This window comes from Aeoliella fuhlenseeensis (assembly GCF_052161615.1).
Lineage (GTDB): Bacteria > Planctomycetota > Planctomycetia > Pirellulales > Lacipirellulaceae > Aeoliella.
On the sequence record NZ_CP197417.1, the window covers coordinates 5,210,371 to 5,235,645 of the forward strand.

The window sequence follows — 25,275 nt, forward strand, 5'->3', positions numbered from 1 at the left end:
TCCCACCCGCAAGGCAATCTTGAAGTCAAAGCGCGGACAATTTTCTCATTCGCATCTCCCCAAAAATGCTGATGGTGTTTATTGAGGTCGCCGGTGGTGTGGCGTACGGCGTACAGCGGGACGCTTCCACAACAGGGCGGGTTGAGTACTAGATGGTGTTGGGATGCTGGCTAAGGCCGCAGTCGCAGGCACCGTCGGAACGGCGAGTTCTGCGGCCGGCAAAATGCCTTCGAGCATCGACGCAAGCCAGCCTTCGGAAAGCGGCTTGCAGAAATAAAGCGTCGAGCCGGCACACCGTGCTCGGATCTCGTCGGTGGCGTTGTACGAATCGCTGATTAAATAGCCCGGCACCTGAGGCCAGCGCTCTTGCAGCATCGCGTAGAGGTCAAAACCCGACATGTCCGCCAGCGCCGCGTTGACTAAATACAACATCGGGGCTTCGAACTTCGGGACACGCAGCGCCTCGGCAGCCGTCGTAAAGTGACGCAGGCAAACCTGCGTCAGGTCGACTCCTGCAACGGCCGCGTCGTAGGTGGACTTGTCGCCGTCGATCAGGTAAACCGCCGAGTACCGCAGGCTCGCCACCCCGTAAGGAGCCGCTTCGATGGCGGGCAGCAGGTCGACGCAGGTGGGTGCAACGGGTGGCATCGATCAATCGCTTCTTGCGGCTTGTGCGGTGAGGGTGACTTAGACGGCAACGAGTACTCCAAAAGCACCATGCGTGCCAAAGTGCGCGCCTGGAGTGCAGGTCAACTCGCAAACCGTTGCGGAACAGGCACTTAGAAGTTTTGGGAAGCAATCGGCAAGAAAATGGACCGCGGCGGGTTGGGGCGTTTCGCCCTAACCCAGCGGGACGTTTCGCCCCTGCCCCCCTGGGGCGTTTTGGGGCGCATGGACGAGATTCTGGTGAGCCGGGGCGTCCCCGCTCCCGGATTGGCCAGAGAAGCGAACGTCGTCCTTCGAACTTCCGGAGCCGAGCACGGCCCGCCTCGCTAGCAACCTTGCCCCTTTCGGGTTGCCGATGGCTGGCGGTCCGACTTCCCGCGAATCAGCCAGCGTCCTCTCTCCGAGCACCGCTTAGAGGCTCCGAACCAGGGCTTCTCCAACTGTTTGCCCCTTTGGGCCAACAGTGGTAACATACCGAGTGGTCTTGACCCGGCGTCCGGTGAGGGAATCGGCGCGCTCGTGGGGCAAGTGATTAGGAACGCGGGATGGTTTGGCACACTGGCTTTCGTTGGAGTGTCGGTTTAGGCCGTTGGGCTGGAACTACGGTCGAAATCCATCTATTGCTTTTGCTCGCGTTCGTCGCGACCATCGCCCTCACTGCTCACGCCCCGATCCTGGGGCTCATGATCATCGGTGTGTGGCTGGCGAGCGTTGCTCTGCACCAACTGGCACACGTAATCGTCGCCTATCGCATGGGAGGCGAAGTCGATCTTGTGGTTGTCGGTCCTTCGGGTGGCGACTACCGCGCCGACCTTGCTGAAGAACCCGAGCCTCAGGTGCTCGTTGCTCTCGCGGGACCTGCTGTCCACTTGCTGTTGGTGGTCGCAGCCATTTGCCCGCTGGTATTCCAGGGAGCGTCAGAAGTCCTTTCGCTGCTGCATCCCATCGCCGCGGTGAGCGAGTTCACCACCTCCGCACCGCTTGGCCTGATGGCCGTGAAGATGGTGCTGTGGCTTAACTGGATATTGTTCCTGGTCAATTTGCTCCCTGCTTATCCTTTCGACGCCGCGATCGTGCTGCGATCCTTGCTCTGGCCCATGGTCGGACGTCGCACCGCTCATCTCGCAACCGGACGTCTCGCTCAAGCGGCTTCGGTTGGTTTCCTGTTCTGCGGGCTCTACTTGGCCACGATGGTCGAGGCCCAAAGTCACGTGTGGATGATTCCGATTTTTGCCGCGTTCTACTTGTTTGTCGCCGCACAGATCGACTGGCACGCCATCGCCGAACTTGATGGCGATTCGCTCGACGACGAGTGGCTGACGCTCGAAGCCGAGGATCTCGAGGACGACCTCTGGCGTGAGGATTCGAGCCACATGGTGCTCGTCGAGCAGCACTACGATCAGCTTCGCGAGCGTTACGAACGCAAACGCAAAGCTCAGGAGGATTACGAAGACGCCCGGGTCGACGACATCCTCGCTCGCCTTCACACCGAAGGGTTCGAGCACCTCTCTCAAGACGATCAAGCCTTCCTCCGCCGGGCGAGTCGACGGTATCGCGATCGCCGACGAGACCGCGAAGCCCCTCCGCAGTAGGGTTTGCTTCTAAGCGCTTTCCACGAGCCATTGCCGCTCCAATCGCTGCAATCGTTGCAGGGCGATGCTTACGATCTTTTAAGGCCGCGGTTTGCCGGAGCTTGGGGAATGCGGTCTCCCCCCTAAATTCTTCTGAGGTATTTTTGGACACCCGCTCTTGTGCAGCGGGTTAGAACGATTCCTCGCACAAGCGAGGTCGTTTCCACAAGCCTCCAGGCCGCTTTGACAGTGCAATTGACGCAGGCAATCACGAGCGAAACGCTGCCAGCGACGGGTACCGAAACCCTCGCGGTTCGTGCTGCGCGCTTGCCTGCGCCCTCGGAACTCGTCGATCGCCTTCGCCGAGCGTTCGATGTTCCGGTCGCGGTGCTCGACCTCACGACCGGTAAGCTCGATCGTGGTTTGGGCGATTGGCTGGCGATTGATCACTCGTCGTGGCTCGGTTTGCTCGAAGAAGTGGCCCGACGGGGTCGCGCGGAATTCGTCGAAGACTGTGCCCCGCTGGCTGTGCTTGCGGTTCCTATTCACGCGGATGGCGAGGAGTGGTGTACGAGGTTGGCGCTGGCGACGTTCGTCACCGAACCGGTCGACGCCACGACCGATGTCTCCGCTGCTGCGTATGCTGTTCGATTGCACTCAGATGTCCTCCTTCGTTGGGCGATGCGTCAACCTGTATGGCCGACGCGAGCCATTGCCGCTCTTGGTCAAAACCTGATCGACCTCAGCGCGGCCCAGTCGCAGAATCAAAAGCTAAAGCATCAACTCACGAACGTCTCGCAACACTTGCTCCAGACGTTCGACGAACTCAACCTGCTCCACCGCATTAACGAGCGACTTTCGCTCACGAGCGATGCCGATCAGTTGATCGACCTCGCCGTCGAATGGCTCGGCGACGTGCTTCCTGCCGAGTGCGTGCTGGCGTGCATCGCGGGCGAAGCGAATGACGAGCCCGACTGGATTTACACGGGTCGGTGTCCTGTCCCTGCGGGCGACCTTCCGGCGATGTTCGAGCACATCGGTCCCGAGGCTCGCGAGCAAACCGTGCTCCTCGACCGCGACATGACCGCGTCGCCCACTTGGCGTTACGCTACGGTGCGCGAAGCGATCAGCGTTCCCATTCGCGCCGGTAGCGACATCGCGGGATGGCTCCTCGCGGTGAACCATTGCCCCACGGTCGGCCGCGAGACCAAGGAGTTCGGCACGCTCGAAACCAGCCTGCTCTCCAGCGTCGCGGCGATGCTTGGCATGCACACCGGTAACGTGCGGCAGTACAAGGCCCAAACCAACTTCTTCGAGAGCGTCGTGCGGGCCTTCAGTTCCGCGATCGACGCCAAAGACCCTTACACGTGCGGTCACAGCGAACGCGTGGCCCGCATCTCGGTACTGCTCGCCAAGCAGCTCAAGTGTTCGCACGAGGAAGTCACTTCGATCTACTGGGCAGGGCTGCTTCACGACATTGGAAAAATCGGCGTCGACGACCAGGTGCTTCGCAAACCCTCGGCACTCACGCCGAAGGAGTTCGAGCACATCAAGCGTCATCCCGAACTCGGTTATCACATCCTCAAGGGAGTGCGGCAGCTCGAGCACGTGCTCCCCGTTGTGCTGCACCACCACGAAGCGTGGGACGGCAGCGGCTATCCGGCCCGACTGCGTGGCGAAGCGATTCCGTGGCATGCTCGCATCGTTGCGGTCGCCGATTCGTTCGACGCGATGACGAGCGATCGCCCGTACCGCGCCGGGATGCCCCACGAGAAGCTCGACGATATCTTCCGAAGCGAGTCGGGCCGCCAGTGGGATCCGCGGGTGATCGAGGCATTCTTCGTGGTCCGCGACGAGATCCGCCAAGTAGTGGAAATCGACCGCCAAACGCGGGTGTGCATCGTCCCCCGGGTCGCGAATCCGGCGGTCGAATAAAGTCGCATTCTGCGTAAATCGCATTGACCGCGACTTTACTATTTTCCCGCCTTGTGGGAGTTCCGCGTAAGTGTCACGGCGGACACGACTTACGAGCCAACTCCCCAGCACCCTCGTCGAGTAAAGTCGCAGCGCGAAACCGCAGTGCGACTTTACTCTGTCTCGCGATCCCCACCAACTTGTCATTCTGAAGGGAGTAACACGACCTGAAGAATCTCGCCCCTGTGAGAGCCGAACAAATGGCGAAGGAGATCCTTCAGTCGCCGAGGCTCCCTCAGGATGACACCAATGCGCGTAATTCGAGCCACCGCCAACCTCGCCGCTTGTCGTTTATCGCTAAATCATTCAGTTTTCAAAGAACATGCGTTCACTCACACCGCGAACATGCACATGAGAACACACCCGAAGCGCGCTTTCTAGTCACATTCTGGAAAAAAGTGGAAATAGTTTTGGCGCCTGAATCTCGGGGAAAACTCGTTTAACGCCCAGCCGAAGGCGCCGGCTACCGCGACCTCGGTGCCCGCCCAGAGGACCCACATTGCGCCCTCAAAAGGGAGTCCGAGCTACGGGCTCCCCTTAGCGTGGAGCGATCGTGGATGAATGCTTCTGATTGGGCCAGGTCGCGTAGCACCAACGCTACTCGCCGGCAGTTGAACTAGCAGCAGAGGGCGGATTTGGGTGGCCCGGCACCGGCGGAGACGTTCGAGTCTGCACTTTCTCAGAAGCGCCTTCGAGAAGTGATCGAATTTCCGCTTCGTCACCGCTAGGACTGGGCCCCCATCCCACGTGGAACTCGGTCAGCTTGTGGAGGGACTGAAGAGGTTCGAAATCCTTGAGCGTCAAGCCGCACAAAACCATCTCGATTCGCAGCACCCGAAGCGAAGATACTTTGAACATTTCTCTAGCAACGCCGGGGCCAATCCAAAGGCCCATTTCATCGTCGGACACACCATGGGCGGAAAACTCTTCTAATCGTCCGTCCAGCGAAGCAATTGCTGCGATCGTCTCCTGATCGAGGTGATGGTGAGGAAAGTGGTCGCCGTAACCCACTACGCGAATGCGACGAAGATTCGGCAGCTTAGCGAGGGTAATGAAGCAGCGCGGCGAGAAATCACTACGAAAACTGATCTCTTCGAGCGATCGTAATTCTGCAATTCGTTCGAAGTCTCGTTCCCCAAGTTGGCTTCCTCCCAAATGCAAGGACTTTAGCGCAGAACATTTGCCGAGCAGGCTCGCCGTCTCCTCCGACCAACTGCCGGACCACACGCTCAGTTGGTAGAGAAACGGAAGCTCAGACACCCTTGTCATGACCGATAGAGGAATTTCCCCTCGGAAGGGGTTCGCCGAACCATTCTCGGTCTCCAGGATGTCGCAGTTGGACGTGAGTGGTATTCTCCGCTTCCTTGAGGGCTGCGATCGCGTGGCTGTAGTCGCTGCTCCCGAGTTCAAGGAATACGCGGGAGTCCTTCGCGGTATCCCCTCCACCGGTCGGCTGCGCGTCTAGCGTCGGACATGCGACCAACAGCATCGTCGCAAGTAGACCAATAACCACCGCGGCCCGCGGCCGCCTGGGGCCTAAACGTTCACACCTGCGCGTCCAATGATTGCTTGTTCGAACCATGACGGCGTCCTAAAGATGTGTGACAGATTTGAACTGCAGAAGGTCTTTTTGACTACCGCTACTCCGTCCCGAGTGAAGCCGCCTCAGCGAGATACTTGGGAAGCACTATTCCCTCCATGCGTCCGTGCTTGTAATTCCACGTCGACCTGATCTGTTCAACCGTCAGGCCTTCACTTTCTGCCGATGCATACGGCTCGAAATTGACTCCGGTGATTACCGCGTCGTCGAAATTGGCGTGTAGTAAGCTGCACTTTTCAAACGTCGATCCTGTCAGATTAACTCCAGCGAAGGCGCAGTCAGTTAGGTCTGCTGATTTGAAGGCTATGTCTGTTAGTTCCCCTCTCTTGTAGCTCGCAGTGGAGTAGAGCTGTGCCCTGGTTAATCCTCGCAAAGTAGAACCGTTGATATTTGCGTCTTGTAAGTCGACAGGTTGACCGGAGAATTCTGCCGGCAGGTCTGACCCCCGCAGATCGAGCCCGGACAGGTCGCACTTCCCGATCATACTGTAGATCTCAGCGAATAGCCGTCCCGCTTTAACACTTCTTGTTGACGCAATCTGCTTGAAGGTGATGGTGCAATGCGAAAACGATGTACTACTGATTTCTGCGTTAGTGAACACGCATTGACTGAAATCTCCGTTTACAAACAGGGCGTGCTCGAGATTTGCATCCTGAAAATCGAACTGCACGCGGCCGTTTAAACCGCTTATTAGGCACTTTTGGAGATCTTTGGTCTTGTAAGACTGTGTTGACCCAAGCTGTTCGGGTGAAAGTTCAAGAAGGCCGCGGAATCGCCCCTTCGACCAGTTTGCACCATTGATGGTTGCATTCGTAAATACAGCTCCATCGAATTCGCAAGCATCCATATAGGTCCCGTTGAGGATGCAGCCCTGGAAGGATGCGTGTGACAGATCGCACTCTCGAAATAGAACTCCATATAGATTACAACCGTCGAACACCGCGCCTGTCAGATCTTGACCGATAAACTCAGAACCCTGCAAGTTTCTCCCGGTGGCGTTCATACCGGGGCCTGCAATCAAATCTCCTGCAGATGGGCCAAGAACAACGCGTGGACTTTCGGTGTCTGCCACTGCGAATTGAAACACACCGAAGGCCAGCAGGATTATGAGTGCCACGTGCGCGGCCACGCTTCGACACGGATGCGCGTTCATGAAAGCTCCTTTGTACTCAGGCGCAAAAGCGGCAGGGACTTTGCCCGCGGGTTTATTATCGGGGCAGCACTGCACAGCCGCAACCTTTATTGACGGTCGCGGTGCGGGTGGAAACCCGACTCTACTCCCTGCCCCCACCCCGGCCCTCCCCCGAGGGCGTCGTCGCGATTAGCGTTCTCACAATGGCGGTGCTGGATGCGCGACGACTAGGGGGAGGGAGATGAAGAGGAAAGAACGCCATCACCCCGGGATAAATCCCGGGGCTAATTTGCTAGCCGTTCGGATTCTAGCTTGCGGGTTCTGACCCTCATTCTTCTCCCTGATGGCCGTTGCGGAAGGTGTTCGGGGATTTGCCGAAGCGTTTTTTGAAGACCTTGGAGAAGTAGAACTGGTCGGAGTAGCCGACGATCGTGGCGATTTCGGCGACGGAGCGGGTTTGGCTGAGGAGCAGTTCGGCGGCGAAGTTAAGCTTGTAGCGTGACAGGCACTGGATGGGAGTCTCTTGGCCAAAGCGGCGGAAGAGGCGGCACAAGTAATTCGGTTCGACGCCCACTTTGCGACTGAGGTCGCGGAGGCCGCCCAATTCGCAGTAGTCGGTCTCGATGCAGGCGAGTGCTCGCTCGAACAGGTCGCGGCCCTTGCTGGCGTGGTGCTGAGGAATGCGGTCGTCCGGGAGCGCCTCGCGGGCCTTGAGTAAGATGAGCTCCAGATAAGTAGACGTGATCTGCCGCGCCAGCTCGCCGTCGCGCTGGCCTTCGCGGATGAGTTCTTCAAACAGAACTTGCATGGTCGATAAGTCGCGGATCCAGCGAATGCTTTGCAGTTCACCGGCGTCCATGAAACCATTGGCTTCGAAGGCCGCAAAGTACTTTGTCATCGGGCCGTCGGGCGATGTCCAGATCTCGTGCTGCGAATCCATTCCGTAGCTGAAGACGATGCCCGGGAAGACCTCGCGGTTCTCGCCACCCGCGCGGACCGTGCCTTGGCCTTCGACGACGAGCTCGACCAGTTGGCAACGGAAGTCGGATCGCTGGACGTGGTACCCCGGCAAGCACTGCTCGCGGCCGGCACATAGCAGGCGGAGCGACGGGGACTTTTGGTCGTGTTTGTGACTCGAAGGGAAGCAGTACCGGGCGTTCGCCACCGCGGTTGCGATGGGGATAGACTTTCCCGCCAAGCTTACGCGGCCGTCGAGCATGAAGGAAATATTGAGCGAGGTGAGAGGGTAAAACAGGACGGCAATTGGCGAATTCGTGGGCGATTCGGGTCCGTTCGCCGAGGGTTAGCATACACTAGCCATCCCCCTTCCGCAAAATATTGGCCAACGCGACAGGCCTAAATAGTCCATGTACCGGGCCCGAAAGTCCATGGATTCTGTCCATTTAATAAGGTTTGCTAGAGGTACGTAGGGGGAGCGGCTACGGAAGCTGCTTCCGAAAGGGTTGAGGGGGTGCACGCCAGCGGCTGAGACGGTCGAGTCACGGCGATTTGCTTGGCGGCAACGGACACGATTCATGGCGGTGAGTTCAACTATGGCGAAGCGACCTCGTGTAGCGATTCTGATTGAAGCCTCCCAGGAGTACGCCCGCGGATTGCTCCGCGGCGTGGCCCGGTACCAGCGCGATGGCGGTCCGTGGTCGATCTACATCCAGCGGCATTGCGGAGGAGATGCGCCTGCCGACTGGTTGCGAAACTGGGATGGCGATGGGGTTCTGGCACAAATCACCTCGCCGGCGATCGCCAACATGATCGCCAAGGCCGGCGTGCCGGCCATCGATCTAAGTGGCATGGTTGCGGACTCTCCCTTCCCGTTCATTGGCGTCGACAACCAACCAGTAGCCGAGTTGGCCTACGAGCACTTGCGGGGTCTTGGCCTCCGGCAGTTCGCCTTCTGTGGAACGTCAAAAGACGACGACCCTGAGGCCGATTCGTGCCGCAAGCATTTCGAGGAACTGGTGACCGATTCTGGCCAGACTTACAGCGTGTGGACCAACGACTACCGGCTGAGTTGGGAAGAACAGCAAGAGCGGCTGGCGGCGTGGATTGCGACGCTGCCCAAGCCGGTGGGAATCATGGCTTCTAACGATGCGTTGGGTCAGCAGGTGCTTGATGCATGTAGCCGCGAAGATCTCTTGGTACCGGACGAAGTGGCGGTGATTGGTGTGGGGAATGACCCCCAATTGTGCCATCTCTCCATTCCTTCGATGACCAGCATCGACGTGAATCCGAGCCAGATTGGTTACGCGGCCGCCGAGATGCTCGACCGGCTGATGCGAGGTGGGGTGGCGGAAAAGCAGCGGACTTACCTGGGCCCACCCCGCGGCATCGCGGCTCGCCGGTCCACCGAAACGCTGAACATCGATGACGATGTCGTGGCCGACGCGCTCCAGTTCATTCGCGAACACGCCACCGAGGGCATCCTCGCAAGCCACGTGGTCAATCGCGTCTCGAAGGCATCCAGCACCCTGGAGCGACGTTTCAAAAAGGCGCGAGGGCGAACGATCAAGGCGGAAATCATTCGCGTGAAGCTCAACCGGGCTAGGCTCTTGCTTACCGAGACCGACTATCCGATCTCGACGGTCGCTGAGCGAGCGGGATTCGCACAGCTCAAATACTTCTGCGAAGTGTTCCGCAAACACTGCGGCGTGACGGCCACCGAGTACCGCCAGCAATTTCGCATGGCGGTGTGCTCGAACTAGCGTCTGGTCGACTCACTCCGGACTATCGGAGCTGTCGTCGAGCCACTCCAGGTCGGCTAGGTAGACTCCACCGCGGCCCCAGCCCGCGCGGCTGACGTACCATTTGTCGCCATCGCGGACGACCTCGGCACAGTGCGCCGGCGTCGCACCGACGGCGTTCCCGATGTCCCAGTGGTAGGGTGAGTCGCTTACCCAAAAGGTGGTGCTGTCGTAAGGTGGCATCTCGCAGGTCGAGAGATAGTACTTGCCGTTGCGCTCGAAGACGAACGGCGATTCGGTCGGCCCGCCCCACTTGCCGACCACGGGATGCGTGAACACGACCTTCGGATCGCCCCAGTGGAGCAGGTCGTCGCTCGTCACCGCCATCACCACGTGATTGCCCTCGGCGGCCGGACGATTAGCGGTGTAGTACATGATCCACTTGTCGCCGTGTCGAAAGACGCACGGATCGCGGGCGTCGAAGCCATCGGTGACCAGCGGATTGGCATCGCTACGCGTCCACGTCTTGAGGTCGGGCGAGGTAGCGAGGTGCAGCCGGTAGGTTTCGTTGGTCTCGCCCCCCGCGCAGTAGAACATGTAGTAGAGCCCGTCGCGCTCGATCACGTGGGGCGCCCACAGGTGCTTCTCGTTCCAGCGCGGCGAGCGGTCGACCGAGAGGGCGTGCGGCTGCTTCGCCCACTGCGGCTCGAGCAACTCGCCTGCCGTGGCGTGGACGAAATGGAGCTCGTCCAGCGGATTGGCTGGCTCGGCGTGCGTGATGCCAAACAAATGCCACACGTTCTCCTTATCGCGGATGAAGGTGTGGTCGTTGATGTACCACGGCTCCTTCTCGCCTGCGCTAGGGTCGTAGACGCGACGAAACTCGCCGACTTTCAAGTGGGGATGCGTGATCTCTCGCAGGGGTTCGTCCGAACGAGCCACTGCCGCGCAGCAAGCGAGAATAGCAAGGGATGCAAATAGCCTTGGAGTCATCGGGTGCTCTTTACGAATTGAGTGGGCGAATTCGCGTCTTGGGTTCAGTTCGACGCTAGGGTTGTTGCCCACGATCCTGAATCGCGATCGTACCATCGACTCGCACGGCGGCGGCGAGTTCGTCCTTCGCTTTGGCAACGGGGCGGGCGGCGTCCTCCGGGGCTGGCTCGATGTTGCAAGTGGCACCTGGTTTCGCGTACCAGAAGGTCGTGGGGGCGTAGTTGATCTTTGTGGCCGCCCAGTGCCATAGCTCCATGTCGAACTTCAGCGACTCCTTGAACGGAATGGCATCGAGCGCGCGATAGCGGCTGTTGACCGAGTAGCCCCCTTTCAGATTGCCGTCGCCGTTGGGTTGGGCGTGTAACGGAGACTCGAACGACTCGGGCCGGCACCAGGCGTAGCCGTAGTAGTCTTCGGTTCCGGTTCCGAAATGCGAGGGGAACGACTCGCCATCGACGTAGATTTTCTCGTCGCCTTCGCCCCACCACGAGGCGGCACCATTGCAGAGCGTCAGCGTGTCGCCAACGTAAACTCCTTCGCCTTGGACCGTCACGTAGTTCACGTCCTCGGCGTTTTCGGCGTCCATGTTCTTGTTGCCAGGGGTTTCGACTTCGGTGAGCTGCTTCCAAGTGGAGTGGAAGTGCATCGAACGGTCGTCCCAGTTCCAGTCGGTGTGGTAGACGCTGGCGTCGGCGAGGCGGACTTCCTGATCGCCCAGGTTATGAAGCACGATCTCGGCTTCGCTTTCGAACGGCATCACCCACGAGCAGCGAAGCGTGCCCTCCTTGTCGGCACTGCAGTACCACGTCTGGAACGGGCTGACGACGTAACCGGTTCCCATGAAATCGCCGAGTGGCGCCCACACGGTTCGCTCGCCATCGAAGCGGATTTCGAGCACTGTGGACCGTAGGGCTTGTTCTAAGTTGTCGGCCTCGAGTCGCACCTGCATCGAGCGAATGACCCCTGGGCCGGTGATACGTACGGGCTCTGACTGACTCTTCGGCGCGATGGTTTCGGGAAGTGCCGTCGACCGCCAATCCGCGGTCGGCTTGGGAGCACCGCTGGCGAGCGTCTTGTTGGTGGCTTCGATCGCGCTACGGGCAGCGGCCAAGCGATCCATCGAGAACGACTCGACTTCGACGTCTTTCCCATACGTGCGGTAATTGATCTGGTAGTACAGCGCCTCGCCCTCGCGGCCTCCCTTGTCCACGGGGACCTCGGTGGAGTACGTCACCTTGCAATGCTTGGCGTAGGGAATGGGCAGGTATAGGTTGTGACCTCGCTGGGCGTAGGCGGTCTTGGGAGAGACGCCTTTCGATAGTGGCTCGCCACAAAGCAGCCCGCTATCGATAACGTCTTGCACCGATCCCTCGATCGCGGGCTTCTCGGCTCCGTCGATGTAAACGCGGAGCGTCCCGTTGCTGAACGGTTTGCCTTTGGGACCATGCCAGGTAGCCCAGAATCGCACGAGTGCGCCGGGGCCGTCTTGATCGTGCAGCACGTACTCTTTGCGGCCGTTGTTCTCCTCGATGCGGACGAACTGGCTGCGGTCCCAGTTGGCGAACCACGACTTGCCATCGTTGGGCGAGACCGAGTCGCGGTCGTAGCTGCTCGACTGGGCGCAGGTGTAGCTGGGTTGTGGGAAGCGTGCCAACGCATCGCGGTCGGTCATCTCGTGCAGTAGCGACTCGATGGTGATCGGAGCCGCGGCTCTCGAGATGGCGGGCAGTGTCAGGGCACACGCGAGGGTTAGGAGCAACGAACAGCGCATTAACATGGGATCAACCGCCTCAGCCAATCGAAGAACAAGTGTTGGAACGCGACGGACTGCTACTGGATGAGCAGGGTCGCGATTGGGAACCTCTATTCCAACTGGGGCCTCGGGTTGCGCCCATAGATTTTTGAGGGAGCGCATGGACTATTTAGCACACACAGAGATCCGTGCGGACCGATGCCGGCATCATCTCATAGCATCAAAACGCGGAGCAAAACGGCGATTTTGCGCGGCTACCCGAGAGAAGGGGACAATTCCTCGGATGTTTTTGAGGAGACGGAGTCCATGGCCTAGAATCTTCGTCGCAATGTGTGCCCACGCAGACCGCCCTTAAGTGCGATGCTGCGCCCGATATTGGCCGGGAGTCTGACAGGTTTCGCGTTTGAAGACGACGCTCATGTACTCGGGGTGACGGAAGCCGGACAGGCTGGCGATCTTCTCCAGTGGAAGCTCGGTGGTACTGAGCAGCTCCTTGCAGCGGCGGACCTGAATATTGCGAATCTCCCCCTGCGGCGAGCGTTTCAGGTGCTTTCGAAAGGCTCGCTCTAACCAACTTCGCGAGACGGCCAAATGTTTCACGACGTCATTGACGCTTGTTCCTTCGCACGCATGGTCGCGAATGTACTTGAGGGCGCTCGCTACATCGGGATCGTCCACGGCAAGGATATCCGACGACTGGCGAATGGCGAGGCCGATGGCTGGCACCTCGAGCACAGCATCGTTGGAGATCACTTCGCCATCCATGATCCTGTCAAGCCATGAGGCGGCTTCGAATCCGATGCGTTCGGGATCGGGAATCACGCTTGACAGCGAGGGGCTGCATAGGTTGCAGAGCAGCTCGTCGTTATCGACGCCGAGCACCGCAATCTCCTCGGGGACGAGCAGCGATGCCCTCGCGCACGCATCGAGGACGTGGTGCCCCAGCAGGTCGTTGGTGGCAAGCACGGCGACGGGTTTGGGGAGACGGGCGAGCCAGCTTGCCATCTCGTCCTGGTCACGCTCCCATTGTTGTGCTCGGGTTTTCAGCGTTTGCTCCAGCACCTCGCAGTGATAACCAGAATGCTGCACCGCGGAGGCGAAGTCTTCGCGTCGCTGCTGCGACCAGTGCTGACCTGCGAAGCCACAGCATCCGAAGTTGGTGAAACCTCGTTCGAGAAAGTGATTCGCTGCGAGTCTGCCAATCGCGCGATCCGCCGAGCTGATCCGTGGAATTCCAAACGGTGGCAAGAAGTTACTCAAGTCCACCACAGCTAATCCGCGCCGTCGGAGCAGTCGGACATCGTCAGGAGTTGCTTGGCGAGTGATGATGCCATCGCCTTTCCAGCGCGATAGTAAACTACGCACACCGCTTCCGATCTCGTGCTGCTCGACGTAAATGGACCACGGACGATGGGCCACCAAGTAGCGCGAAATCCCTTGGAGTATCCGGCGCCCGTAGACGCGAGATGTTTCGATGTCGAGCGCCACTTGGGGGCGACGGAGTTTAGAGTCGTTCATGGCTTTCCAACGTCAACAACGTAGCGGACCGTCGCTCAAAGCTTGAAGCGGTGCCTGCAACGTAGCTCAATGGCGAATGCTACAGACGAGCTGGGTGAAGAGGCCAAAAGGCAGCAGGTTTGACCGCCTTTTTCGATAATACCCGGAAAACGAGGCGAAAAACCATACCCCTTCTTCAAGAAACCTATCTCAACTCGATGCGAAAAATATCTCAATAACATTGCCGTCCTATCTCATTGCGGCGAATGGGTCGGTGGCTACACTCGATTGAAGAGTTCATCACTGCGGTGACTCAACGGGCGTAACTTGTCGCAGATGTTTACAGGTGGGTCTTGCGAGCGGCTGTTGGCCGCTTAAGAAGACGACATCCAGAATCGATGCATGCGTCCTGCCGCATCGATCTGCTTGGGCATGCCGTTGCTTGAAGGCGTCTTGGCAATGAAGTGAAGGGCGAGCTCCCCTTCACCACTGCCAAGACCGTCGTGACCTAACTTGTCCGCGCGTTCGCCTGTGCGACCTTCGTTTTCCTGCACCACGCAACTGGGAGAGCTCGCTAATGATCCGCTTCTTCATGTCCGCTTCCTCCGCCTCGCGAGTGGCGGTGTTGTCGTGCCTAGCAACCACATTTTTTGGCGTCCATGCTGTTGCCGCCACTATCCCCATTAACAATCCATCGTTTGAACTAGCCGCACTGACGCTAGGAACCGGCGGGGGTGCTCCGACCGGATGGAATCGAGTACAGCAGAACGGAGGCGGTGCCGGTCGGTTCTATCCCAGTCCCGCCCTTTACACGAATCAAGATTTGAATCAACTCGGCTACCTCTTTGTGCGAGACCAACCAGGCCTCGCTGCACTATGGCAGAACGTGGGCACAATCGTGCCAGGATACTACGACTTGACGGCCGCGGTTGGGCTCGAGGCGGCGGTCCCTCCGACAGTCGTTCCCTTTCGATTGAACTTCGAGGCCATCGGCGGCGGCACCACACTGCTAGGCAGCACATCGTTTCCGGTTGGCACGTTCAATAGCTCGACGCTGACCGATATCACAGCCTCGCTTACGATTCCCGACACGTCGCCGCATTTAGGGAAGACGTTGCGCATCGTCTTGCTGGTCCAAGGCCAGGATCCCGGCGGCAACCCCAACGACCCGCGCGGGTCGTACAACGTCGACAACATTCGGATGACCCATCGCATTCCCGAGCCCGCCACCGTAGCGATGATGCTCGTGGGGTGTGCCGTTGTGGTGGGCATAGTGCGTTGCCAGAACCGCCGCTGAAGCTCCTGGCGCTCAAGGTCCGGTGCCCCCAGCATTGTATCGAGTCAGGAACAGAGGCTCTCAAGTCTAAATATTCTTATTCAAGTGAGTATGGAGTAACCGATGTCTCTTCAATGGCGTGTGTTGGCCGGATTCGTTCTGATAGCGAGTGGGTACGTAGGTTGCGAGTCGGTATTCGCGATCGACATTCCGATCCCCAACGGTTCCTTTGAGTCGACCGTTGTTCCCGCCACGAGCGAAACGGGGCACATGGGGCGGTGGACGTTTTCTCGCGCATCGGCCGGGCAGGTAGGTACTTACGCGCCCGACCCTCCCCTTGCCGGTCAGGTTGGCAACTCGGTTGGCAGAATTTTCGTGAACTCAGGGGGCACGGCCAGCACGCGTGCCACGATCTACCAGGACGCGACGATTATTCGCGAAGGCATCTACGACGTGAGCGTGCTTGTCGCGCATCAGCCGGGCCAAGAGCCCTCCACTTCGCCGTTCTACTTGAACTTCGAGTCGTTCGGCTTTGGTGGTGCCAAGATCTTGCTCGGTGAGAATATCAATCCAGTGGGGACGTTCAGCAGCGACAGCTTCACGCAATACTCCGCCCAGGTCGAGATCGCGAGTGGCCACCCTGCGATTGGTCAGTACTTGCGAATGGTGTTTAACAATCAGTCTCAAGACGGTGGGACCACGGGGACGGGCGCGGCCTACAACCTGGACGACGTGCAGCTCAAGTACACGCCAACGGGTGGCGAGCAGCGGTCGCTTGGGGTTTGGCAGGCTTCGTTCGAAACCGAGGTCTGGACCTCGACGATGAGCGGCCACGGGAGTGCAGGGTACTATCGTCCTCAAACTCCCTTAGCCGGCACTCAGGATGGCGATCAGCTGGGGTTCGTCTCAGTTCGCAGTGTGTCGACCGATACCAACTCGGTAGGTGCTCTTTACCAGGACGTGGCTGCTATCCTGCCTGGTACGTACACGTGGAATGTGGCCGCCGCCATGGAAGCGGGCTTCGAAGCAACGACTACTCCGCTGAAGCTCAATGTCGAGGTCATCGCCCCAGGGAATGTGAAGTCCCTGTTGCTCTCGCATCCCGTTCCACTCGACGCGCTCAACACGACGAGCTTGACGGACTTGGAAGTTACGTTCGACATCCCAGCCGACTCCCCCCACATCGGCAGCATGTTGCGTCTGGTGATGGTTGCCGAGGGTAAAGATGCCAGTTCGAACGCCGTTGATCCTCGCGTCACTTACCTTATCGATAACGTGCGGCTGACACTGGACGGCCCCGTCAGCTTACCGGGCGACTACGACAACAACCTGATGGTGGACGACCTTGACTACGGCGTTTGGAAAAGCTCGTTCGGCCAATCCGTCACGGCAGGTACGCTCGCCGATGGCAACGGCGATGGCGTTGTGGACCTGGCCGACTACACCATCTGGCGGGACAACTTGGGAGCGAGCGTTGCCCCCACGCTGTCGACCAACGCGGTTCCCGAGCCAAGCTCGCTTCTCGTCGTAGCTCTCCTAACCTCTGCGCTGCTGGCGGTGAGAAAGACCCCTTGTTAAGGCCACTTCGCGTAAAGCATTGGGTAGACAGCACGGTCGGATCCGTGTGTTCAACAATCAGGTGCATCAAGCGATGACAATCTCGAATCTACGGACCGAACGCAAGAAGTTCCGCCTCGCCCGCGCGGCATTCACGCTGGTGGAACTGCTGGTGGTGATCGCCATCATCGGCATCCTCGTGGCGCTGTTACTACCAGCTGTCCAGGCAGCTCGCGAGGCGGCACGGCGTTCGCAGTGCACCAACAACCTGAAGCAGATCGGCTTAGCAAATCAGAACTTCTTGAGCGCCAAGGGGCACTTCCCCACGGGCTCGCAGGCCGACAACGAAAGAGATCGAAAGATCGTCCACCAGTGGACAGTCTACCTGATGCCGTACATGGAGTCGAATGCGATCTACGAGCAGTACGACTGGACGGTGGGCGACCGCGTTACGAACTTCGCCGCCATAAATGGTCCGCTGTTCAAGCAGAAAATCGAGTCGTTCCTGTGCCCTTCGGACTCCGCCGGTTTTGTCGGCAACTGGGGCTGGGCACATTCGAATTACGTGGGGTGTTTCGCCGCCGATGGATCGTGGGTCGAGCCGGGTAATTGGGAGAAGGATCCCCTAACCTCAAACACCTTCTATAATCCGGCGGCAGCTTCGGGGACGCTCGCGCTGTTCAACTTCAATCTGACACGCAAGCCTCGTCACGTCACCGACGGGTTGTCCAACACCTACGCGTTCTCCGAAGTCATTGCCGGTACCGATGGCGAGCTTGATTTCCGGGGCACTTGGTCCGTCGACCACGGCGTGGCTTACACGCATCGAATTGGACCCAACTCGACCGAACCCGACCTCGACGCGCATGCTTGCGGTATCACCCCGCGGCCCGAAGCGCCTTGCAAGCGGTCGCCCACGTTCGGTACAGCTTACTGGGCAGCACGGAGCCATCACCCGGGCGGCGTAACCGCGGCTCGGGTGGATGGCTCCGTCCATTTTGTGAGCGACTCGATTGCGACTCGGGTGTGGCAAGGATTGGGAAGCATCAATGGCGGAGAAGTGTCGCTAGATTAGGTTCGCTCACCGGTCAATCGGCGGAAGGCAGTTTATGCGACGTACCTTTGTTTGCAATTTGGCCCTTGGCCTTGCCCTGACCGCGATGGTCGGTTGCGACTCGCGCGGAGTTCGTGCCGTCGAGGGGCAGGTTACGCTGGATGGGCAACCGCTCAAGGAGGGCCAAATCAAATTCGTGGCCGTCGAAGGAACCAACTCGGCGGACGCTGGAGCGTCGATCGAAAATGGCCACTACAAAGTCCCGGCCGTGAGCACTGGCCTAGTTGCTAATGGCGTGTATCGGGTGGAGATCACGTCGATGGTCGAAGGAAACAAGTGGGTCGCGCACCCCAACGAGCCCTCTGGCCGCCGCAAACTGCTGGAAAACGTCATTCCTGCGAAGTACAACACCGATTCGACCCTACGCGTGACGGTGTCGTCCGCTTGGTCCGAGAACACCCACAACTTCGAACTCAGTTCCACCGGAAGTTAGCCTCTCGCCATTTCCCACGCTGCTATGCCAATACGACACAACCTCCCGCTACATCACCCGTGCTACCTGGCCATCGTCTTTGCGCTGCTGGCTTCGCAGCCGTCGATGGCGGCGGAGTACCAGATCAGTCCGACATTGGAACCATGCGGCGCGCAGCGCTTGCGTTTGGACGGAGTCACCGAGCAGTACGTCGATGCGGTCACGCGGAACTGGCTGCTGGAGCTACCCGCCCGCAATCCAGCGATTCTCGAGATGTTCACCAATCGAGAAATGCCCCCCTACCGCAGTTTGCTACCGTGGTCCGGGGAATTCGCCGGCAAGTACCTGACCTCGCTTACCGAGGTTGCACGGCTCACGGGGGACGACCGGCTTCGCGAGGAGGGCGAGCAGTTTGTTGCTCAGCTCACTGCGCTCCAGGATGTCGATGGCTATCTGGGCCCCTTTCCCAAGGACTGTCGTCTCACGGGCAGGGCACCCAACATCCTGCCGCGCAAAGAAACTTGGGATGCATGGGGGCACTACCATGCCATGCTAGGGCTGCTTGAATGGCACGAGTTGACCGGCGATCCGCACGCACTCAGCTGCGCCACGAAGATCGGTGACCTATTGTGCGCACATTTTCTCGACGGCAAGAAGTCCGTGGCCGCCATGGGCATGAGCGAATCGAACCAAGCGATCGTGCATTCGCTGGCGCTGCTCTATCGAAAGACCGGTAACGAGCGCTACCTGGAAGGTGCCAAGTACGTTGTCAAGGATTTCGAAGCCCCGAAAGCAGGCGACTACCTTCGCCAGGCTCTCGCTGGGAAAGAGTTTCACGAAACTCCCAAACCGCGTTGGGAGAGTTTGCACGCGCTGTTGGGGCTCGCCGAACTCTACTGGATCACCGGCGAAGACGATTACCGCCAGGCATTCGAACATTATTGGTGGAGCATCGCGGAGTACGATCGCCACAACAACGGCGGCTTCTCCTCTGGCGAACGGGCCCAAGGCAATCCGTACGATCCACGCGCCATCGAAACGTGTTGCACGATCGCGTGGATGGCGATGAGCGTCGAGATGCTTAAGCTCACCGGCAATCCGATCGTCGCCGACGAGCTTGAGCTATCGACCCTCAATCAAGTCATCGGAAGCTACACCCCCTCCGGCGAGTGGAGCACTTACAACACTCCCATGGATGGAATGCGAGTCCCGAGCACCACCGATATCGCGTTTCAGATCCGTCCGGGAAGCGAAGAACTTAACTGTTGCAGCGTAAATGCAGCTCGGGGCTTCGGCATGATTAGCGACTGGGCTCTGATGCGGCGGGGAGAGCGTGGCTTGGTGCTGAATTGGTACGGTCCGTCGGAGATAACGACCCAAGTGAAAGACACGGCCATCACCCTTCGGCAAGAAACGACCTATCCCGCGGATGGTCGAGTTGTCCTGACCGTGACCCCCGAATCGCCGACCGAGTTCCCCTTGTCCCTCCGTATCCCTCATTGGTCACAGAATCCGACCGTCGAAGTGAACGGCGAATCCGTACCCACGACACCGGGGACCTACGCCACCATCGACCGCCAGTGGAAAGCGGGAGACAAGGTGAAAATCGACCTCGGATTTGCACTTCGTTACTGGGCGGGCGAGCGAGATCTCGCTGGTAAGACTTCCGTCTATCGAGGGCCTTTGCTCTTAGCCTATGAGAGCTCCGTGAGGGGCGTGCCGATGTTTGCCGAAGGCCAATGGCGTGGTGCAGGGTCGCTGTGGGTGACGGAGAAGAAAGGGGCGACCGTCACGTTCGACTTCGAAGGAGACTCCGTCGAGTGGCGAGGCAAATACTTCGACGACGCTGGCAAGTCGCGAGTGACCATTGACGGGAAAGAGTTGGCGATTGTTGACCAGTACGCGGACACACGCGACCGACAGTTTGTGTGGAAAAAAGACGGCCTCGGCGATGGCCCTCACTCGCTCACAATCGAGACACTGGGCACCAGCAGCCTCAACTCCAAGGGTACCTGGGTCAATGTGTCGGAGCTAGTCGCTGGTTCCCCCGGTCCAGCTTTTTACGCCGCCGATCTGGAACGAGGCGTGATACCAGACACCCATCCAGGTTCCATCGTGACGCTCGAAGTCGACGATACTCATGGCAAGTCGCAGCAACTCCGCGACTTCGGCACGGCCGGGCAGCAGCGACAGTACTACTCGTGGCTTGTCGTCCAAGGCACATCTCCAGTTCCCTTTAGCAAAACCAATCCGTCGCGAACGGCGTTTTATAAGGACCACGCGAAGTAGATCTTCGCCCGCGAGACGGGGCATCGATAAGTGTTAGGTCGCGGGCTGCAGTATATTGCGCTCCTGATCGTAATCGCCCCCGAGCATCGTGACGCATTGAGTTGAGAATGATCCCCCCTGCTGCCATCTCCACGCCCAACTCCACAGCCTCGAGTATGCCGAGCGCTGCCGATACGGATTGCGCTAGCGACTCTCCCTTGCAGCCGTCCGGCGCCGCACCGCCAATCGCGTTGCAAGTCATCGGCGCCAGCAAGTCGTTTGGGGGTGTGCACGCGTTGAAGCAAGTGGATTTCACCCTTTGCGCAGGAGAAGTCCACGCTCTGTGTGGCGAGAACGGCGCTGGCAAGACGACGCTCATCAAAGTCATGTCGGGATTCTACGTCCCCGACGAAGGTCGCGTGGAGGTTGGCGGTCAACACCTGCCTGCTTCGGTGCATGCCGCGAGCGAGCTCGGGGTGAGCGTCATTTACCAGGAGTCGATCGCCTGCCTGGACCTGGACGCGGTGGACAATATCTTCGTGGGGCGGGAGCTTGGCCCTATGGCTGGGCAACTGCTTGATCGCAAGGCGATGCTCGCAACGGCTCGCGCGCTGTTCCGACGCCTCGGCCAAGACTTGCCACTGAACCTGCCACTTGGCGAGCTGTCGACCGCCCAGCGACAGATCGTGTGCATGGCCCGCGCTCTATCGCAGAAGTGCCGTGTGCTGGTCCTCGACGAACCGACCGCTTCTTTGTCGTCCCGCGAGTGCGAATTGCTCTTTCGCATCGTAGAGCAACTGCGAGACGAAGGGGTAGGGATCGTTTACGTGAGTCATCGCATGGAGGAAGTATTCGCGCTGGCCGATCGTGTGACCGTGCTGCGTGACGGGGCGCTGGTTTCGACCCGATCGATCAGCGAAATCACGGAACCAGAACTGGTCGCGCTGATGGTGGGGCGCGAAACCGAACTGCTGGCGCACTTGGGCGCGCGAAAGGACTCGAGTTCCAAAGAAGAATGTCTTGCGGTCCGCAACATTACCCAAGAAGGAACCTTCGCGGACATTTCGTTTGACGTGCGCCGCGGCGAGATCGTCGGGCTGGCGGGCCTTGTGGGCTCAGGGCGCAGCGAAGTCGCGAACGCCATTTTTGGCGTCAGCGACTACGACTCGGGCACGGTGCTCGTAGACGGAAAGCCTCTGCCGAAGGGGTCGCTAGCTACAAGCATCGAGCGAGGTCTAGCGCTGGTCCCCGAAGACCGTCAGCACATGGGGCTGGTGCTGCCAATGTCGGTGAGTGCCAACCTGACGCTCGCCGTGCTGCGGTCTCTGACGCGGTTCGGTTTGATTCGCCGCCGGGCAGAAAACACATTGGCGGCGAGTCTGGCGGAAGAGATGCGAGTGCGGGCGGCCAACCTGCGGCTCCCGGCCAATGCGCTGTCGGGCGGCAACCAGCAAAAGTTGGTGCTTGGAAAGTGGCTGGCGACGAAACCCAAGTTACTGATGCTGGATGAGCCGACACGCGGTGTCGACGTGGCGGCGAAGGCCGAGATTCATCGGCGTATCCGCGACTTGACCGACGAAGGGATGGCTACGCTGGTCATCTCTTCCGAGCTTCCGGAAATCCTAGGCCTTTGCGATCGCATCTTGGTGATGCGCGAAGGTCGGATCGCAGGCGAGCTTCGTTCGGCAGAGGCCACCGAAGAAAAGATACTTGAGCTGGCTCTTCCAGCCAGGGCAGCGGACGCCACGAAGCCTGAGCTACAGGTGGGCGCCAAGAGCGTCACGTTCGGACAGCGCCTGCGGAGCCGACGCGAGACCTGGCTCGCGATGATGGTGCTCGCGGTATGTTTGATGGTCGGATGGCTTCAGCCCTCGTTTTTGAATCCAAGCAACCTGCTAGATGTGCTCGCGAGTGCCGCCCCTACGGCGATTGTCGCCTGCGCCGTAATGCTGGTGATCGTCACCGGCGAAATCGACATATCGGTGGGCTCGATCGTCGGCCTCGCCTCCGCTGTGCTCGGGTTGTGTTGCTACGGGCCGGCACCGTACATGTCGCCAGCCGCCGGGGCTGCTTGCGCTTTACTCGTTGCAGTGGCCGTCGGCATGTTCAACGGCGCGGTCACGGCCTGGGGGCGTGTGCCATCGATCGTCGTCACCTTGGGTACGCTGACCGTCGTGCGAGGTGCGACCAAGATGGTGATGAAGGGCCACAGCATCGAGGGACGTCCCGACGTGCTTCGCGATCTCGCCACGGGCACCTGGATGGGCGTGCCGATTTCTGTTTGGATCGCCGGTCTTGTTGGGGTCGTCGCGGCTTTGATGATTCGCTACACGGCCTTCGGACGTAGGGTCTTCGCCGTGGGCAGCAATCCGAGCGCGGCGCCATTACTAGGTGTGTCTGTCGGGTGGACGAAGTTCCTCGTTTTCACTTTATCGGGCTTCCTGGCGGGTCTCGCCGCCATCCTGCTTGCGCCCAAGAACTCCATCATCCAGCCGAACATTGGCGAGAACCTGGAGTTACTCGTTGTCACTTGCGTGGTGGTTGGCGGAGCGTCGATTCTCGGCGGCCGCGGAACGGTCTTGGGAGTTTTGCTCGCGGTTGTACTGCTGGAGCTGGTCCCCACCACCCTCACCTACGTCGGAGCTCCGCCCCAATGGCGACTGGCCATCCAGGGAGCATTTATCCTGGTCGCTGTACTTGCAGATCAAATAGTCCGTCGTCAGCCTCGCCACGTGAGGTCCGCATGACCGCTGCACCTCAAGCGATGAACTCAACCCGCCTTCGTCTACGGGGCTTTGCGTACGGACAAGAGGTAACTCTTGCGGTCCTGCTAGTAACTCTGTTCCTCGTTGCGGGCACGCTAGAACCACGATTCGTCCGCCCTGATGTCCAGGTTGAGTTGGCGAGCGAGTTGTGGCCCGTAGCGATGGTTTCGCTGGCGATGGGACTGATCATCATCACCGGTGGTATCGACCTATCGGTCGGCGCAATGACTGGTTTGGCAGCCGTGACCCTCGGCCTGACCATTGAGGCCGGCTACAGTCCGTGGTGGGGCGGACTCTTTGCCCTGGTAGTCGGAAGCGTTTGTGGCGCACTCAACGGAGTGCTGATCACCAGGGCGTCCGTTCACCCGCTGATCATCACCCTGGCGACGATGGCGATGTTCCGTGGCATCGCACTCGCGCTGACGAGAGGTCGCACCATCCAGGGCATTCCCGAGGCATTCTCCAATGCCATCCAGGGAAACGTATTGGGGCTTCCGCTCCCGATGTGGTTGTTCCTTCTGCTGGCACTGGCTGCGACGGTACTTCTTACAAGCACCCCGACCGGTCGCTTTCTTTACGCGATCGGTCACAACCAAACGGCCGCGCGATTGTCGGGCGTCCCGGTGCGGAAGATTCAATTGCTGCTCTATACGCTTTCGGGCGGACTGTGCGGACTAGCCGCCATCCTGCTATCCACGCGCTACGGGCAAGCCAAAGCCGACTTCGGAACCGGGCTTGAACTCGAAGCCATCACCGCAGTTGTCTTGGGAGGAATCAGCATCCTCGGCGGAAGGGGGAACATCGCCGGCCTATTGCTTGGGCTATTGCTGCTTCACGAAACCAACAAGTTCGTCTCCTGGCATTGGCATGTCAGCGAACTCAACTCGTTGATCACGGGTGGACTGTTGATTGGTGCCGTGCTGATCAACCTATTGCTTACAACCCAACGCCGTTCGTAAAGGTGGAAACCAAGAAGATGTCGAACCCCATCAAATCACTGCTGACGCTTGCTCTTATGGCCTCCGCTGTTGGGTGCTCGTCGGGCGATCCGTCGGCGTCGTCGAAATCGGGTGGAGCGGATGGGAGCTACACGATCGGCTTTCTACCAAAGAAGAAGGGCATCAGCTTCTTCACGTCCTGTGCCGAAGGGGCAAAAGAGGCTGCCGACGAACTCGGCAACGTCGAGCTCGTTTACGATGGCCCCACCGATGGCGATCCCGTCGGGGCGGCGGAGATGGTAAGCCAGTGGTCTTTGGAAGGCTTCGACGCCATCGCCGTTTCGGCGGACGATCCTCAGATCCTCGGCACAGCCATGGAGAAGGCCCAGAAGAAAGGTGTTGTCACGGTGTCGTGGGACGCGGACACGCCCAAGCCGTCGCGTAGCTTCTTCGTGAACCAAGCCACGCCCGAGCAAATCGGCAACAAATTGGTGGATGTGCTGGCCGAAGACATCGGCAAGTCGGGAAAAGTGGCCATCGTGAGCTCCAGCCAGACCTCGAGCAATCAGAACACCTGGATCGACTTCATGAAGAAGAGGCTCGCCGAGTATCCCGACATCACACTGGTCGGAATCGAATACCCAGGAGAGGATCAAGACCGGGCGTTGGAGACCACGCGGACGCTTTTGAAGGCCCACCCCGATCTCAAGGGGATTTGGGGGCTAAGCACCGTATCGTTCCCTGCGGTTGCCGAGGCAATTCGGCAGGCTGACAAGGCAGACCAAGTAAAGGCCACCGGAATTTCGACCCCCAATCTGATGCGCGAATACATCAAGGACGGCACCGTCGGGTCGGCCGTGCTGTGGAACACCAAAGACCTGGGCTATCTCACCGTGTACGTGGCCGAGGGGGTTCTATCAGGAAAGCTTAAACCCGGAGCATCGACGTTCGATGCCGGGAGACTAGGTGAGCGGAAAGTAGAGGGGGACGCGGTGATGCTGGGCGATATCTTGGTTTTCACCAAGGACAACATCGACGACTACAACTTCTAACAAGGTGC

The 25,275-nt window shown here is 59.5% G+C and carries 20 protein-coding genes; 12 read left to right on the forward strand and 8 right to left on the reverse strand.

From position 1 onward, the window contains the following. Positions 1-78: 78 nt before the first annotated feature. On the reverse strand, positions 79-648 hold the full coding sequence (locus tag SH292x_RS20450) for a hypothetical protein (protein ID WP_442482879.1): 570 nt from the start codon (positions 646-648) through the stop codon (positions 79-81). 563 nt (positions 649-1,211) lie between these two features. Here SH292x_RS20450 and SH292x_RS20455 point away from each other — a divergent pair. Further along, positions 1,212-2,258, forward strand: a complete 1,047-nt coding sequence (locus tag SH292x_RS20455; protein ID WP_442482880.1) for a site-2 protease family protein — start codon at positions 1,212-1,214, stop codon at positions 2,256-2,258. Between the two features lie 228 nt (positions 2,259-2,486). After that, the gene (locus tag SH292x_RS20460; protein ID WP_442485875.1) at positions 2,487-4,172 is read left to right on the forward strand and encodes an HD-GYP domain-containing protein; all 1,686 of its coding nucleotides are present in this window, start codon (positions 2,487-2,489) and stop codon (positions 4,170-4,172) included. A 636-nt stretch (positions 4,173-4,808) separates the two neighbouring features. Here the strand turns inward: SH292x_RS20460 and SH292x_RS20465 are convergent. Then, positions 4,809-5,222: a hypothetical protein gene (locus SH292x_RS20465; RefSeq protein ID WP_442482881.1), complete on the reverse strand. Its 414-nt coding sequence runs from the start codon at positions 5,220-5,222 to the stop codon at positions 4,809-4,811. A 316-nt stretch (positions 5,223-5,538) separates the two neighbouring features. Here SH292x_RS20465 and SH292x_RS20470 point away from each other — a divergent pair, with 316 nt between their 5' ends. After that, on the forward strand, positions 5,539-5,676 hold the full coding sequence (locus SH292x_RS20470; protein WP_442482882.1) for a hypothetical protein: 138 nt from the start codon (positions 5,539-5,541) through the stop codon (positions 5,674-5,676). A gap of 175 nt (positions 5,677-5,851) precedes the next feature. Here SH292x_RS20470 and SH292x_RS20475 read toward each other — a convergent pair whose 3' ends face one another. After that, positions 5,852-6,964, reverse strand: a complete 1,113-nt coding sequence (locus tag SH292x_RS20475) for a pentapeptide repeat-containing protein (protein ID WP_442482883.1) — start codon at positions 6,962-6,964, stop codon at positions 5,852-5,854. A gap of 307 nt (positions 6,965-7,271) precedes the next feature. Then, positions 7,272-8,162 carry an AraC family transcriptional regulator gene (locus SH292x_RS20480; RefSeq protein WP_442482884.1) on the reverse strand — a complete coding sequence of 297 codons (891 nt, stop codon included), beginning with the start codon at positions 8,160-8,162 and terminating at the stop codon, positions 7,272-7,274. A gap of 334 nt (positions 8,163-8,496) precedes the next feature. On the opposite strand from SH292x_RS20480, the gene SH292x_RS20485 reads away from it, so the two are divergent. Then, entirely contained in the window at positions 8,497-9,663 is a 1,167-nt protein-coding gene (locus tag SH292x_RS20485; RefSeq protein ID WP_442482885.1) for a substrate-binding domain-containing protein, read from the forward strand. A 12-nt stretch (positions 9,664-9,675) separates the two neighbouring features. Here the strand turns inward: SH292x_RS20485 and SH292x_RS20490 are convergent, their stop codons facing one another. The 4 genes from SH292x_RS20490 to SH292x_RS20505 all read right to left on the reverse strand — a co-directional run bounded on the left by SH292x_RS20490 (position 9,676) and on the right by SH292x_RS20505 (position 14,439). After that, a complete protein-coding gene (locus SH292x_RS20490; protein ID WP_442482886.1) occupies positions 9,676-10,635 on the reverse strand; it encodes a family 43 glycosylhydrolase in 960 nt (319 codons plus the stop codon). A 55-nt stretch (positions 10,636-10,690) separates the two neighbouring features. Beyond that, a complete protein-coding gene (locus SH292x_RS20495; RefSeq protein WP_442482887.1) occupies positions 10,691-12,412 on the reverse strand; it encodes a glycoside hydrolase family 172 protein in 1,722 nt (573 codons plus the stop codon). A gap of 327 nt (positions 12,413-12,739) precedes the next feature. Continuing rightward, entirely contained in the window at positions 12,740-13,906 is a 1,167-nt protein-coding gene (locus SH292x_RS20500) for a XylR family transcriptional regulator (protein ID WP_442482888.1), read from the reverse strand. Positions 13,907-14,259: 353 nt separating this feature from the next. Continuing rightward, a complete protein-coding gene (locus SH292x_RS20505) occupies positions 14,260-14,439 on the reverse strand; it encodes a hypothetical protein (protein WP_442482889.1) in 180 nt (59 codons plus the stop codon). 23 nt (positions 14,440-14,462) lie between these two features. Between SH292x_RS20505 and SH292x_RS20510 the strand changes: the two genes are divergently transcribed. The 8 genes from SH292x_RS20510 (at position 14,463) to SH292x_RS20545 (ending at position 25,267) form a co-directional block, all read left to right on the forward strand. Continuing rightward, entirely contained in the window at positions 14,463-15,182 is a 720-nt protein-coding gene (locus SH292x_RS20510; protein WP_442482890.1) for a PEP-CTERM sorting domain-containing protein, read from the forward strand. 102 nt (positions 15,183-15,284) lie between these two features. After that, positions 15,285-16,739 carry a hypothetical protein gene (locus SH292x_RS20515; protein WP_442482891.1) on the forward strand — a complete coding sequence of 485 codons (1,455 nt, stop codon included), beginning with the start codon at positions 15,285-15,287 and terminating at the stop codon, positions 16,737-16,739. Between the two features lie 73 nt (positions 16,740-16,812). Next, a complete protein-coding gene (locus SH292x_RS20520; protein WP_442482892.1) occupies positions 16,813-17,793 on the forward strand; it encodes a DUF1559 family PulG-like putative transporter in 981 nt (326 codons plus the stop codon). Between the two features lie 34 nt (positions 17,794-17,827). After that, positions 17,828-18,265 (forward strand): hypothetical protein, encoded by a 438-nt coding sequence (locus SH292x_RS20525; RefSeq protein WP_442482893.1) that lies wholly within the window; start codon positions 17,828-17,830, stop codon positions 18,263-18,265. Between the two features lie 24 nt (positions 18,266-18,289). Beyond that, complete coding sequence (locus SH292x_RS20530) at positions 18,290-20,533, forward strand: beta-L-arabinofuranosidase domain-containing protein (protein ID WP_442482894.1); 2,244 nt, start codon at positions 18,290-18,292, stop codon at positions 20,531-20,533. Between the two features lie 284 nt (positions 20,534-20,817). Then, a complete protein-coding gene (locus tag SH292x_RS20535) occupies positions 20,818-23,259 on the forward strand; it encodes an ATP-binding cassette domain-containing protein (RefSeq protein WP_442482895.1) in 2,442 nt (813 codons plus the stop codon). Beyond that, positions 23,256-24,236, forward strand: coding sequence for an ABC transporter permease (locus SH292x_RS20540; RefSeq protein ID WP_442482896.1), 981 nt, complete (start codon positions 23,256-23,258; stop codon positions 24,234-24,236). Before SH292x_RS20535 ends, SH292x_RS20540 begins: the two co-directional genes overlap by 4 nt. A gap of 17 nt (positions 24,237-24,253) precedes the next feature. Then, positions 24,254-25,267 carry a substrate-binding domain-containing protein gene (locus SH292x_RS20545; protein WP_442482897.1) on the forward strand — a complete coding sequence of 338 codons (1,014 nt, stop codon included), beginning with the start codon at positions 24,254-24,256 and terminating at the stop codon, positions 25,265-25,267. Positions 25,268-25,275 lie beyond the last annotated feature (8 nt).